This is a genomic window from Nitrospina sp. P1_D6 (genome assembly GCF_052156615.1).
GTDB lineage: Bacteria > Nitrospinota > Nitrospinia > Nitrospinales > Nitrospinaceae > Nitrospina.
Genome location: NZ_JBQKUN010000006.1, coordinates 182295 through 194553, shown reverse-complemented (window position 1 = coordinate 194553; position 12259 = coordinate 182295). Strand labels below are relative to the sequence as shown.

At 59.2% G+C, this 12259-nt stretch carries 13 protein-coding genes; 4 read left to right on the top strand and 9 right to left on the bottom strand.

Translation table 11 applies throughout. The features are described from left to right. Positions 1-106: 106 nt before the first annotated feature. The 6 genes from ACTRXA_RS11980 to rpmH form a co-directional block, all read right to left on the bottom strand. On the bottom strand, positions 107-1171 hold the full coding sequence (locus ACTRXA_RS11980) for a sigma-54 interaction domain-containing protein (protein ID WP_442427425.1): 1065 nt from the start codon (positions 1169-1171) through the stop codon (positions 107-109). A gap of 110 nt (positions 1172-1281) precedes the next feature. Beyond that, positions 1282-2658, bottom strand: a complete 1377-nt coding sequence (mnmE, locus tag ACTRXA_RS11975; RefSeq protein ID WP_442427424.1) for a tRNA uridine-5-carboxymethylaminomethyl(34) synthesis GTPase MnmE — start codon at positions 2656-2658, stop codon at positions 1282-1284. A 19-nt stretch (positions 2659-2677) separates the two neighbouring features. Further along, positions 2678-4357 carry a membrane protein insertase YidC gene (yidC, locus tag ACTRXA_RS11970; protein ID WP_442427423.1) on the bottom strand — a complete coding sequence of 560 codons (1680 nt, stop codon included), beginning with the start codon at positions 4355-4357 and terminating at the stop codon, positions 2678-2680. A gap of 14 nt (positions 4358-4371) precedes the next feature. After that, a complete protein-coding gene (gene yidD / locus ACTRXA_RS11965; RefSeq protein WP_442427422.1) occupies positions 4372-4584 on the bottom strand; it encodes a membrane protein insertion efficiency factor YidD in 213 nt (70 codons plus the stop codon). A gap of 46 nt (positions 4585-4630) precedes the next feature. Continuing rightward, positions 4631-4975 carry a ribonuclease P protein component gene (gene rnpA, locus ACTRXA_RS11960; protein ID WP_442427421.1) on the bottom strand — a complete coding sequence of 115 codons (345 nt, stop codon included), beginning with the start codon at positions 4973-4975 and terminating at the stop codon, positions 4631-4633. A gap of 3 nt (positions 4976-4978) precedes the next feature. Then, on the bottom strand, positions 4979-5113 hold the full coding sequence (gene rpmH, locus ACTRXA_RS11955; RefSeq protein ID WP_042250177.1) for a 50S ribosomal protein L34: 135 nt from the start codon (positions 5111-5113) through the stop codon (positions 4979-4981). 356 nt (positions 5114-5469) lie between these two features. Here rpmH and ACTRXA_RS11950 point away from each other — a divergent pair, with 356 nt between their 5' ends. Continuing rightward, entirely contained in the window at positions 5470-6501 is a 1032-nt protein-coding gene (locus tag ACTRXA_RS11950) for a hypothetical protein (RefSeq protein ID WP_442427420.1), read from the top strand. Positions 6502-6508: 7 nt separating this feature from the next. Here ACTRXA_RS11950 and tyrS read toward each other — a convergent pair whose 3' ends face one another. Then, a complete protein-coding gene (gene tyrS / locus ACTRXA_RS11945; RefSeq protein ID WP_442427419.1) occupies positions 6509-7714 on the bottom strand; it encodes a tyrosine--tRNA ligase in 1206 nt (401 codons plus the stop codon). Between the two features lie 153 nt (positions 7715-7867). Between tyrS and ACTRXA_RS11940 the strand changes: the two genes are divergently transcribed. From ACTRXA_RS11940 to ACTRXA_RS11930, 3 genes are read left to right on the top strand one after another with little or no spacing between them, the layout of a single operon-like run. Continuing rightward, a complete protein-coding gene (locus ACTRXA_RS11940; protein ID WP_442427418.1) occupies positions 7868-8233 on the top strand; it encodes a hypothetical protein in 366 nt (121 codons plus the stop codon). 19 nt (positions 8234-8252) lie between these two features. Beyond that, entirely contained in the window at positions 8253-9779 is a 1527-nt protein-coding gene (hutH, locus tag ACTRXA_RS11935) for a histidine ammonia-lyase (RefSeq protein WP_442427417.1), read from the top strand. Positions 9780-9811: 32 nt separating this feature from the next. After that, positions 9812-10930, top strand: coding sequence for a hypothetical protein (locus ACTRXA_RS11930; protein WP_442427416.1), 1119 nt, complete (start codon positions 9812-9814; stop codon positions 10928-10930). A gap of 22 nt (positions 10931-10952) precedes the next feature. Here ACTRXA_RS11930 and ACTRXA_RS11925 read toward each other — a convergent pair whose 3' ends face one another. Together ACTRXA_RS11925 and ACTRXA_RS11920 are read right to left on the bottom strand one after the other, a co-directional pair. After that, positions 10953-11321, bottom strand: a complete 369-nt coding sequence (locus ACTRXA_RS11925) for a winged helix-turn-helix domain-containing protein (protein ID WP_442427415.1) — start codon at positions 11319-11321, stop codon at positions 10953-10955. 6 nt (positions 11322-11327) lie between these two features. Then, positions 11328-12191 (bottom strand): phosphodiester glycosidase family protein, encoded by an 864-nt coding sequence (locus tag ACTRXA_RS11920; RefSeq protein WP_442427414.1) that lies wholly within the window; start codon positions 12189-12191, stop codon positions 11328-11330. Positions 12192-12259: the final 68 nt, after the last annotated feature.

Below are 12259 nucleotides of genomic sequence, written 5' to 3'. Positions count from 1 at the left end.
TGCTTCCCGGCTCAGCCGGGCTGGTCTTCGCGTTGGATGAATACATTTTGGAACGGACCCTTCGGCCATCGTTCGCCCACCGGGCATTACCCCATTGCTTCCCGGCTCAGCCGGGCTGGTCTTCGCGCTGGATGTTCATCTTCTTCAGTTTTTCCACCAGCGTGGTGCGGTTGAGGCCAAGCAGGACGGCGGCCTTGTTCTTCACCCAGTTGGTTTTTTCCAGTGCTTCCAGGATCAGTTCCTTCTCGAACTCCTCCACCATTTTTTTCAGGTTGATGCCCTCGTCCGGGATGCCGACGAAGCAGGACGAGTTCATGGTGTTGCGCAGGAATTCGGCGGGGGTTTCGGTGGGTTCGGCCTGCACCAGCGGTTCCCATTGTTCGCGCGGCACGTCGCCCAGTACCTTCTCCGGCAGGTCGCGCGGCGTCAACGTGCTGGCCGTGCTCAGCACCACCATGCGTTCCATGAAGTTGGCCAGTTCGCGGATGTTGCCCGGCCACGGGTAGCGGCAGAGGATTTCCATCGCCGCGTCGCTGATGCCGGTGACGCTTTTGCATTTCTCTTCATTGAACCGCTTCAGGTAATGGTTCACCAGCAGGGGGATGTCCTCCTTGCGCTCGCGTAGCGGCGGCAGGGAGATGGGAATGACGTTCAGTCTGTAGAACAGGTCCTCGCGGAACTTGCCCTGCCCGATGGCCTCTTCCAGGTTGCGGTGGGTGGCGGCAATGACGCGCACGTCGATCTTGATCGGCTTGCTGCCGCCGACGCGGTCGATTTCGCTCTCCGCCAAAACGCGCAGGAGTTTGACCTGAAGCAGGGGCGGCATGTCGCCGATTTCATCGAGGAACACCGTGCCGTCCTGCGCCAGTTCCATGCGCCCGACGCGGTGATTGACCGCTCCCGTGAACGCGCCCTTTTCGTGCCCGAACAGTTCCGTTTCCAGAAGCTCGCCCGGGATGGCGCCGCAGTTGACCGGCACGAAGGGTTTGCTTTTGCGGTTGCTGTTGTGGTGCAGGGCGCGGGCGATCAGCTCCTTGCCCGTGCCGCTTTCGCCGGTGATGATGACGGTGGAATTGGAGTCGGCGGCGCGCTCGATCAGGTCGTAAACCGTGGAAATGGCGTCGCTGTTGCCGATCAGGTGGTAGGAATCGTTTTTTAGTTCAAGCCCCATAAATCCAATATTTTATACAAAATTTTCGCTTTGTCAAAAATTTGTCGAAAAATGTTGGTTTTTTAACGAAAATTTTGTAACCGATTGATTTTTAAATAAAAATTTGTGGGTCACTTGCCGATGCAGAAGTCGTCGAAAATCTGGTCGAGGAGGTCCTCGACGAAGGTTTTGCCGAGCAGGCCGCCCAGATGTTCGAGTGCGGTGTTGAGGTCCACGGCGACGAGGTCTTCCGACAGGTCGCCGTCCAGCGAGTGGACCACGTTGGCGAGTGCGTCGGTCGCGTTGGCCAGCGCCGCACGGTGACGCTCGCGGGTGATGATGGCGCCTTCGCCGGAAGGCACGCCCTCCAGCATCCGGGCGTGCAGGCGGTCGACCAATGTGTCCAATCCCGAACCGGTGGTGGCGGAGATTGTGAGCGGCGTCTCACCGGGGAATGTTTGTTCGAGTTCCTGGGTGTCGAGTTGCTGAGTCCGGTCGCTTTTGTTGAGCAGAAGGAAGCACGGCCGGCCTTTCACCTCGTCCAAAAGCAGGGTGTCGTTGCCGTCGAGTGGCGACGAGGCATCGAGCACCACCAGCGCCAGGTCGGCCTTCTCCAAAGCGCGACGCGTTCGGCGGATGCCTTCTTCCTCGATCTCTTCCGGCTGGTGCCGGATGCCCGCCGTGTCGACGATGTTGAGATGCAGGTCCCTGATGCGCACGCGTTCTTCCAGCACGTCGCGCGTGGTTCCGGGGTGGGGCGTGACAATTGCCCGGTCCTCTTTCAGCAGGGCGTTCAGCAAACTCGATTTGCCGACGTTGGGCTTTCCCACCAGCGCGACGTTCCAACCTTCGCGGTAAATGCGTCCTGCGCGGAAGGTGGCGATCAGCGTTTCGATTTCTTTCTGCACGGAGCGCACCTGTCCGGCCATGGCCTGCTTGCGTTCGAACTCCAGCCCCTCCTCAGGAAAATCGATCGCCGCCTCCAGTTGCGACAAGACCGCCAGCAGCCGGTCGTACATCCCGTTCAACGTCACAGAGAGTTGGCCTTGCAGTTGCGAGACGGCGGACGCGAGGGCTCTGTCCGACGCGGCATGGATGAGGTCGGCCACCGCTTCGGCCTGGGTGAGGTCGAGGCGTCCGTTCATAAACGCGCGGCGGGTGAACTCGCCGGGCTGGGCGAGCCGGGCTCCGGCATCGAGCACGTTTTGCAGGATGCGCGCGGCGACGAACGCGCCACCGTGGCCGTGGATCTCCACCACGTCTTCGCAGGTGTAACTGCGTGGCGCCTCAAACCGGATCAGCAGCACTTCATCAATCACACGTGTTGTTTCGGGATCGACGATGTGGCCGAACGTGGCCTTGAGCGGAGGGATGGAGACGGTCGCCTGAGGCGGTGCGGCACGGAACAGTTTGGTCGCGATGGGCCAGGCGTTTTTGCCGCTGATGCGGACGATGTGGATGCCTCCTTCTCCCAGCGGTGTGGCGATGGCGGCGATGGTGTCGTCCATTACGGCCCTCCAAAAACGGTCAGTCTTTGGCGACGTGGTAGATGTAGTACTGCTGGGCGATGGTGAGGAGGTTGTTCACGGTCCAGTAAACCACGAGCCCCGCCGGGAAGGTGATGAACAGGAACGTGAAGAGAATGGGCATCATCAGGAAGATTTTCTGCTGAACGGGATCGGCCACCGTCGGCGTCAGTTTCTGCTGCAGGTACATGGTCGCGCCCATGAGCACCGGCGTAACGAAATACGGGTCGCTCTGCGACAGGTCGTGGATCCACAGGATGAACGGCGCGCCGCGCAACTCGATCGAGAAAAACAGCGCGTGGTAGAGCGCGATGAACACCGGAATCTGCAACAGCATCGGCAGGCAGCCGCCCAGCGGGTTGACCTTGTGCTTGCGGTAGAGCCCGATCATCTCCTCGTTCATCTTCTGCCGGTCGTCCTTGTACCGTTCCTGCAGGACCTTGACGTAGGGCTGGATCTTCTGCATGCCTTTCATCGACTTGAAGCTCTTGTGCGTGAGCGGAAAGAAGATCAGTTTGATGACAAAGGTGAGCAGGATGATCGCCCAGCCGTAGTTGCCGATCAGGTCATAAAAATAGTTGAGGCATTTCAGGATGGGTTTGACAAGGAACGCGAACTTGTTGCCGAACCAGCCGTAGTCGATCAGCCGAACCAATTTGTGGCCGAGGCTTTCGAGCAGTTCCAGTTCCTTGGTGCCGACGTACACCTGGTAGGTGGCGGAGGAGGCGGCCTGCACCGTCTCGAAATTCAACCCGACGTACTGAGTGCTGTCGTCGATTTTTTGCACGAACGCCGACTTCACGCCCTTTTCGGGAATGAGCGCGGCAGCGAAATATTTATTCTGGAACGAGGTCCACACCAGGTCGCCCTTGTGGGTGACGGTGTTCGTCATGTCTTCGGCGGGGTTTTCGACACGGTTGTTGTTGACGAAGGTGGTGGGACCGGAAAAGGAGATGTAGTTGGGACCCGCAGTATCCGCACCGCCGATGCCGGGTCCCCAGATCACGGCGTACTTCAAATTGCTGTCGGCGAAGGGCGGCGCACGCAGTTGTGTGCGCACCTGGAACAGAGGCTTGCCGTACTCGAAAGTGAGGTGCCGCACCACCTCCAGCCCCGACTCGTGTTTGAGGTGGAGCGTGATCTCGCCCTGCGGCTGGTCCTTGGTCAGCACCAGCGATTTTTTGGACGGTTCGAAATGACCGTTCATCAAGATCGGGTCCAGCTTCGGCTCGCCGGTGATGACGGTGAGCGGGTAGAGCGATCCTTCCGGGTGGCGCACCAGGTTGAGCGGTTCGCCGTCCGGGTTCTTGTTCTTATGCAGGAGCGCGTGCGTCAACACCCCGCCTCTGGTCGAGAAGCGGTAGGTGACCGACTGGGTTTCCACCTCGATGGTTTCACCCGGCTGGGAAGTGAGTTGAGTGGCCGTGCCGGAATCGGGAAAGGCTTCCGTATCCTGGCCGAACGGCATTTCCATCGCACCGCTTTCCTGTGTGTCCGCAGGGGGGATGACGGTGCCGGGCGTTTCGGTCCCGGTCTGGGGCGGCTGGACTTTCTGTTGTTGTGTCTTCTGCGATTTCTTCGCCTGTTGTTCCGGCGGCGGCTGGAATTGCGCCATGATCCATCCCCAGACGATGAACACCCCGAGCGACAGAACAAAAGCGAGAAGCAATCGGTTTTCCAAGACTCAGCCTCCGCTTAACGAACCGGGTCATGCCCGCCCTGGTGGAACGGGTGACATTTTGAGAGACGGGTGACGATGCGCCACGCGGCTGTAAACAGCGGCAGGCGATCGAGTGCCTGGCATGCGTATTCCGAACAGGTGGGATGAAACCGACAGGCCGGCGGAAGAAACGGCGCGATGCCGATCTGGTATCCGCGGATGCACTGTTTGAAAAGGTATCGAATCATGATGGTTATTTGGGGCCGGGAAGGAGACAGCCGGATCGCCGTTTGGTTATTTCATCCTGCGCAAGGGTTTGGACAGTTTGCTTTCCAGTTTCGTGCAGGGCAGGGGGACCAGGTTTCTGCCGGAGACCACCACGATGTCCATGCCCGCCGGGCCCACCTGTTTGTGATGGCGGAAAACTTCCCGGATCTTACGCTTTGCCCGGTTGCGTGCCACTGCATTGCCGATTTTTTTCGATGCAATGATCCCCAGCCGATGGTGGCCCAAACCGTTTGGCAAATAAAAAAGAGTGCAGAGATCCTCCACTCTTTGCTTGCGGCCTTCGGCCATGATCTTCTTGAACTGGGGTCGGTGCAACAGTCTTTCGTGCTTGCGAAAGGATTGGTCCGGCATGCCTTACACGGTCAGGCGCTTGCGTCCTTTACGGCGGCGGTTGGCCAGCACCCGTCGTCCGCCCACCGTGGCCATCCGGGCCCGGAAGCCGTGGGTGCGCTTTCTTCTGAGATTTTTCGGTTGATAGGTTCGTTTCATGACAGCAGTTCGGCAGGACAGTGTTGCCTGCGTAATCCCTTATTTTTTAATTGATTATGATGTTCTGCGAGGCACTCGGGAGTTGGCAACGATTATTCCATTGGCTTGACAAGTTTGTCAAGCGAAATTCAAATGAAACCAAGGTTTTTACCGCCACCCCTCCGGGAAAACCCTGACCTGATGCGGGCCTGGTTTATATATGTTTGAAAACAAGATGGTTGTGCCAACTATTTTGTTTACAAATAGTGGATTTCTGCTATCCTGTTTTCACCCCAAAAAACAAAGAACCCAAATTATATCAAAGGGTTTCCAAATAACCGCTTGCACCGGTTCAATTTTCTGGAAAGGGATTGCCCATGTGTTACCAACCCCGATTTCTGTGGAGTGCTCTGCTGGCCGCAGGGTTGATGCTGAACGGATCGCCCGCATGGGCGGCAGGTTCCGATTCGGAATCTTCCAGCTCTGCCGGTGGCGTGCAGGTTGCCAAGATGAACCCCACGTATCCTGTGGTGCTGTCCAGGGGACTGGTCGGGCAGACGGGATCCCAGCAGCAGGCAAAGAAAAAGAAGAAACGCGTAATCCGGATCACTCCAGGCAAGAAAACCGACACCTGGGTTACCTACCCCACCTTTTTCCGTATGGGGCATGTCGCGCAGGAAGTCGAGCCGGTGGGCGAGGTGATTCAGGGCATGCGGCATCACATCGCTTTCAGCCCGATTCAATTCATCTTTGCCGAGTTTGAAGAGGTGGAAGACGGGGGCGTGAACGTAAAGATCGGCGACCGCTTTCGCGTGGTGGTGAACAATGAAACCGTGCGTCATCCCAAAACCACTTTCGGCATCACCGACACCAGTGAAGTCAATTCACTGGATTTCGGTTACAACGGCGAGTTCGCTTACTCCGTGGAGTTCCGCACCGACGCCGTGGGCAAGAAATTCATGATCAACGGTGTGGTGGAGGTGGTGGACCTCAATTCCCAGGGCCGGGTGGCCAAACTGAAAATCATTGAAGGATTCCAGGCCATTCAGGTTGGGAACTGGCTGGTTCCCATGCCGCGCGAAAAACCGGAAATGGTCAAGCTCAATCACCAGCCTCAGGCCAAGGACATTCAGGGTTTCCTGGTGGCCAACGACCGCACCAGCAGCGTGTTCAGTTCTTATGGAGATGAGGTGTATATCGACAAGGGAGCGGTGGACAACGTGGCCGTCGGCGACCACTTTGAGGTGTACATCGTGCCGGAACGCGAAGGCTGGTTTGTGGATGACCTGACCCCGCACGTGATCGGGGAACTGGTGGTGCTGTCCACTCAGGAGCACACCGCCACCGCGATGGTGGTGAACCAGACCGAACCGCTTCTGCCGGGACACAAGATCCGCTCGAAACGCTGAGCCAGGGTCAGGGCGCGGCGATTTTCAGAAAGCGTTTCTTGCCGACCTTGATCAGGGTTTCACGGTTTCCCGCCAACTGCATTTTTTCATCGGAGACGCGTTCGCCGTCCACGGTGACGGCCCCCTGCTTTATGAGACGCCTGGCCTCGGACGTGCTTTTGCACAGTTCGAAACCGGCCAGGACGCTGGCGATTTCCCGCGCTTCGTCGCCCCAGCCCGGCACGGTGGGAATGTCCGTCGGCAGGTTTTTATTGCTGAACACGTTCCTGAATTCTTCCACCGCCCGGTCGGCGTCTTCCTTCGAGTGGTATTTTGCCACCAGCTCGTGCGCCAGTTCGATCTTGATGTCGCGCGGGTTTTCCGTCTCGCCTCTTTTTTTCAACGCCTCCAGCTCATCCACACCCAGGTCGCTCAACAGTTCGTAATAACGCCACATGAGGTCGTCGGAGATGGACATGACCTTGCCGAAGATGTCGCCCGGTGGTTCCAGGATGCCGATGGCGTTGTTGAGGCTTTTGCTCATCTTCTGCACGCCGTCGGTGCCTTCGAGGAGCGGCATGGTCAGCACCACCTGCGGTTCCTGTCCGTAAGCGCGTTGCAGGTCGCGCCCTACCAGCAGGTTGAACTTCTGGTCCGTGCCGCCCAGTTCCACATCCGCCTTCATGGCGACCGAGTCATAACCCTGCACCAGCGGGTACATCAACTCGTGCAGCGAGATCGGCAGGTTTTGATTGAGCCTTTTGGTGAAGTCGTCGCGTTCCAGCATGCGCGCCACGGTGTACCTGGCGGCGAGGTTGATCATGTCGGTGGCGGTGAACGGCCCCATCCATTCGCTGTTGAACATGACGGTGGTGCGTTCGCGGTCAAGGATCTTGTACACCTGCTCGAGGTAGGTCTTGGCGTTTTCCGCGACCTCTTCGGCGGTGAGGCTTTTGCGCGTTTCGGATTTGCCCGTCGGGTCGCCGATCATGCCGGTGAAGTCGCCGATCAGGAACACCGCTTCGTGGCCGAGTTCCTGGAAGTGTTTCATCTTCTGAAGGAGCACCGTGTGTCCGAGGTGGAGATCGGGGGCCGTGGGATCGAACCCGGCCTTGACGCGCAAAGGCTTGCCTGATTTAATGGACCGTTCCAGAATGCGGGCGAGTTCCTTTTCGTCGATGATCTCGACCGCGCCCCGCTTGATGACTTTCAACTGTTCTTCGACTGGTAACATGATGGTCTATTGTTTAACGGATGGGAAGGGACCGGCCCGGGACGGGACCGGAATGTTGCAAGCTAGCACACCCCCGGTTTCACTGCAACGCCTTTGGAAATCCCCTCATGATACCGGGTGCCCTCAAGAAACCCCGTTTCCGATGCAACCCGCATGACCGCAAAACCAATCTCGGAATCCCACCTGAAAAAATACCGGCAGGCAGGCTGGGCGTTTTTGCTGCTCAACCTGTATTACGTCGCCATGGTGTACGTGTTTCTTCCGCCGTTCAACCTGAGTGTTGCCGAGGGCGCGGGATACACGGCGTTGGCGCTGGCTTTGTTCGGCACGCTGTCGTATTTTATATACAGGGGTGGACGGATACTCGCTGGCATCCTGATTTTCATTTATACCGTGCGCGTTTCCGGGTCCATCTACACGCTGGCCACCGGTGACGCGTTCGAGGCGGTTCCCTACGTCCTTCCGTCCACCATCGCCGCCTTATACATGCTGTGCCGGGCGTTCTTCAACTGGCGTTGACGCCCGAACGGGAGCGCCCATGGAACCTCTGCAACTGGACGGCAACAACCTGACCCTGGAGCAGGCCGTCCGCGCCGTTCGAAACGGCACGCCTTTATCCCTCACCAAAGAAGCCCGCGACCGGGTCATTCATTCCCGAGAACAGATCGATGCCGCCGTGCGCGAGCGCAAGGTGGTCTATGGCGTCACCACCGGTTTCGGTGCGTTCAGCAACGTGGTGATTTCGTCGGAAGACGCGCGCGCCCTTCAGAATAATGTGCTACGGAGCCACGCCGCCGGGGTGGGGCCGCCGTTCGACGATGAAGTCGTGCGCATGACGCTGCTGCTCATGGCCAACAGCAAGGCCAAGGGCTATTCCGGTCTGCGCCTGTCCACGCTGGAAACCCTGATGGATTTGTTCAACAAGGGGGTCGTGCCGGTGGTGCCCCGGCAGGGATCGGTGGGCGCGAGCGGCGACCTGGCTCCCATGGCGCACCTTTCGCTGGTGCTGACCGGACGCGGCCGCGCGCGGTATCAGGGGGAAGAGATGGCCGGTGCCGAAGCTCTGAAACGTGCGGACATCGAACCCGTCACGCTGGCGGAAGGGGAAGGGCTCGCGCTCATCAACGGCACGCAGGTGATGACGGCGCTGGGCGCGCTCACCCTGTGCCGGGGGTTGAAGCTGGCGAAGATCCTGGACATTGCCGCCGCCATGAGCCTGGAAGTGTTGCTCGGCACCAACACGCAGTTTCACAAACGCATCCATCATATCCGGCCGCACCCGGGGCAGATCGACACCGCTTCCAACATGCGCAAGATCACCGACGGCAGTGAGATCATCTCCTCGCACAAGGACTGCGACCGCGTGCAGGACGCGTACTCGCTCCGGTGCGTGCCGCAGGTGCACGGGGCGACGCGCGACACGCTGGCGCACGTGCGCCGGGTGCTGGAGACGGAGATGAATTCGGCGACGGAAAACCCGCTGGTGTTCGAAAACGGCCAGGTGCTCTCCGGCGGCAACTTCCACGGCCAGCCGGTGGCGCTCGCGATGGACTTCATGACCATCGCACTGGCGGAACTGGCGAACATTTCCGAGCGACGCATCGAGCGCATGGTCAACCCGAACCTCAGCGGCCTGCCGTCGTTTCTGATCGAAGGCGGCGGGCTCCACTCCGGTTTCATGATCGCGCAGTACACCGCGGCGGCGCTGGTGTCGGAGAACAAGGCGTGGGCGCATCCCGCGTCGGTGGACTCCATCCCCACCTCGGCCAACAAGGAGGACCATGTCAGCATGGGCACCATCGGTGCGCGCAAGGCGCGGCACGTGGTGGAGAACCTGAAGTACGTCGCGGCCATCGAATTGTTGTGCGGCGCGCAGGCGATGGATCTGTTCACCAATCTCAAGCCGGGGCAGGGCACGCTGGCGGCCTACCAGGTTCTGCGCCAACACGTGTCGCACATGGACGCCGACCGCGAACTGAATCCTGACATTGAAACCGTTGCGCGCCTGATCGACAATGATGCCATTCTGGACGCGGTGGAAAAAGTGACCGGCCCTTTGCTCTGATGGCTCCCGTGATTTGTTGAGGACTTGACCGAATGGAAACACCCGTGTTTGAAACCGGTCCGGACCGGCTCCCTTTGGTGACCGACACCGGCCGCGTTTATTTCGGCCTGCAGCGTTCGTCCGCGCCGGACCTCAACCGCCGCGTGGTGGAGTTGTTCGAATACCTCAACCGGCACATCGGTTTCCGCGACAATGAATCGGGCCGTCACCAACAGCAGTGTTTCAACCTGATCCTGCGATACGCCTACCCGGAAATCATGATCGATCTCGCCGACCTGGTGTATGTTCAGCACGAGCGTCCGATGGTGTTTTTGAACCTGGACCACATCGACGGCAACCGCCGCGCCGACCGCAATGCGCCTCTTCGAAACCTTTCGGACGAGGACATGAACCACGAGATGGAATTTCTGTTCCGCTCGCTGGCGCATGCCATTCGTCACAACCGGAATCTGGCGGAAGACCCGGTGGTGGTGCGCCTGCTGGCGGAAAGCTACAGCACGTACCTTGTGATTACGGAGAACTTTCCCTGGGACCAGGGGCTCGCCGACCTAATCCCGCCGATCAACGAACCCGTGCTGGACGTGGCGACGGGGCTGACGGGGTTCAGCATCCTGCACGACTGGCCGGAGGACCACCCGCCGCTGTATCTCAGCGATTCCATGCCGTTCATCATTGAGGCGCTCACGCATTACCGCGACTGCATCGGAAAAAGCAATGTTGAGATCGTGGACGCGCGGTTTCCGCAGGGCGTGGATGGAACCCCTGCGTTCGGCTGGATGCAGGTGAGCAAGTTCCTGCACCATCTCCAGAGGGAGGATCGCCGGGCATTCCTCAAGTGGGCGCTGCGCCAGCTGAAACCGGGCGGCCGCATGATGATCGTGGACACCGATCTCGAATACCGCATCCTGAAAGAAGCGGAGAAGCCGGAGTACCGGGACAAGCTGATGCCGGGTTACCTGGAGACGCTGGTGGACATCGAGGACAAGTTCTGCCACAACCTGGTCGAAGACGTTCGCGAGGCGGGATTTGTGGTGGAGGATTTCGAATACCACGAGTTCTTCGACGAAACCGATGCGTACAGCTATTATCCCGGCGACAATCTGTCGCTTCAGTTTCTGGGTTTCGAGATCGTCGCCGAAAAGGTTGGCTGACGGAGGGTGCCGAAATTCGGCATCATTTTGTATTGAGGTGTTTGCTGAGAGACTTCCACTCCGCCTGAACCGACTTCATGGCTTTGGTTTCCATGGCGCGGTATTGGTCGATGACGCCCTGGCCGAGTTCAGTGAGTTCCGCTCCACCCCCACCCGCCCCGCCTTTACTGCGTGCCACAAGCGGGCTTTTGAAGCACTGATTCATGGTGTCGACCATTCCCCAGGCGCGGCGGTAGCTCAGGCCGATTTCCCGGGCCGCTGCGGAAATCGACCCGGTGCGCCCGATGGCCTCCAGCAAATCCACTTTGCCCGGACCGAGGGCGATATCGCCGTGGAGGGTGATGCGGAAGCGCGGTTTCAACTGTGCGGTTTTGCAGGAGGCTTTCGACATGGGGTCTCACTGTGAGTCGGGGGCGGGGAGGCGTTCGATCCCCACCACGTTGGGTATGGGCCAGGCGATCCGGTTGGCATCGTTCTCGTTGGAGCCCGTGGAATAACTGCCCAAAAATTCCATTTGTTTTCCACCGGAGGCAATGAACAACTGCGCTTCCGGTCCGCCTTCCACATACATGGCGCGCTTCAGTTGAATCGGCAACTCCAGTAAAATGTTGATGAGGTCGTGGGTGCTGTAGGGTGAACGAACGTGAATGAAAAGGATGTGGCCGTCTTCATCCATGCCGATCGCCGCCGTGCTCCAGATACGTTCCTGCTGCTTCCATACGTTTTCCCCATCGCAGGAAATCATGCGGATGCTCTGGATCAGGGTCCGGTACCGGGTGCGGAGAGATTCCACATCCTGGCAGTCCCGGTCCAGAATCTGAACCGGGGGCAGGGACTCTCCTGTGGGGTGGAAAGCGAGCAGGGCCCGGTCTTTCGAGTACCAGGTGTTATTGGTGTGCCCGATGGTTTTCATGAGGGACACGCTGGTCAGGTTGTCGATCTGGTACATGCTGGCATTGATGGCGGCGACAAGCCGATGTTCCACCACCCATTCGCGGGCCGAGCGGCGTTTGTTCCGGTCCGCGGACGCGTTGAGCAGGCGAAAACGAAAATGGGACGGATTGATGCGTAACACGCGAACCAGCGAATCCCCGACGGGGGATTTCCGGGAAGAGAGAAAGGTGCCCAGTTGCAGGCCCGGCTCCAATTCCACCCAGGGGACCTCAACGGGATTTTCTCCGGAGGGGACGGCCGTTGCGGTTCCCAAAGTCAGGGAGACCAGAAGGGCGCCGATGATCTGGGTGTGAAAGCCGAACTTCATGAATCCGCCAACTCTGGGTTGCAACCTCATTCCAACCGGGAAACCGGTGTGGGGTGGCCAACAGCTTG

Excerpts from the sequence above, each read along its gene's own strand:
- tyrS (WP_442427419.1), bottom strand. The coding sequence starts at position 7,714 with ATGTTACCAGTCGAAGAACAGTTGAAAGTCATCAAGCGGGGCGCGGTC.
- ACTRXA_RS11920 (WP_442427414.1), bottom strand. The coding sequence starts at position 12,191 with ATGAAGTTCGGCTTTCACACCCAGATCATCGGCGCCCTTCTGGTCTCC.
- ACTRXA_RS11925 (WP_442427415.1), bottom strand. The coding sequence starts at position 11,321 with ATGTCGAAAGCCTCCTGCAAAACCGCACAGTTGAAACCGCGCTTCCGC.
- mnmE (WP_442427424.1), bottom strand. The coding sequence starts at position 2,658 with ATGGACGACACCATCGCCGCCATCGCCACACCGCTGGGAGAAGGAGGC.
- yidD (WP_442427422.1), bottom strand. The coding sequence starts at position 4,584 with ATGATTCGATACCTTTTCAAACAGTGCATCCGCGGATACCAGATCGGC.
- ACTRXA_RS11980 (WP_442427425.1), bottom strand. The coding sequence starts at position 1,171 with ATGGGGCTTGAACTAAAAAACGATTCCTACCACCTGATCGGCAACAGC.
- hutH (WP_442427417.1), top strand. The coding sequence starts at position 8,253 with ATGGAACCTCTGCAACTGGACGGCAACAACCTGACCCTGGAGCAGGCC.
- rnpA (WP_442427421.1), bottom strand. The coding sequence starts at position 4,975 with ATGCCGGACCAATCCTTTCGCAAGCACGAAAGACTGTTGCACCGACCC.
- ACTRXA_RS11950 (WP_442427420.1), top strand. The coding sequence starts at position 5,470 with ATGTGTTACCAACCCCGATTTCTGTGGAGTGCTCTGCTGGCCGCAGGG.
- rpmH (WP_042250177.1), bottom strand. The coding sequence starts at position 5,113 with ATGAAACGAACCTATCAACCGAAAAATCTCAGAAGAAAGCGCACCCAC.
- ACTRXA_RS11930 (WP_442427416.1), top strand. The coding sequence starts at position 9,812 with ATGGAAACACCCGTGTTTGAAACCGGTCCGGACCGGCTCCCTTTGGTG.
- ACTRXA_RS11940 (WP_442427418.1), top strand. The coding sequence starts at position 7,868 with ATGACCGCAAAACCAATCTCGGAATCCCACCTGAAAAAATACCGGCAG.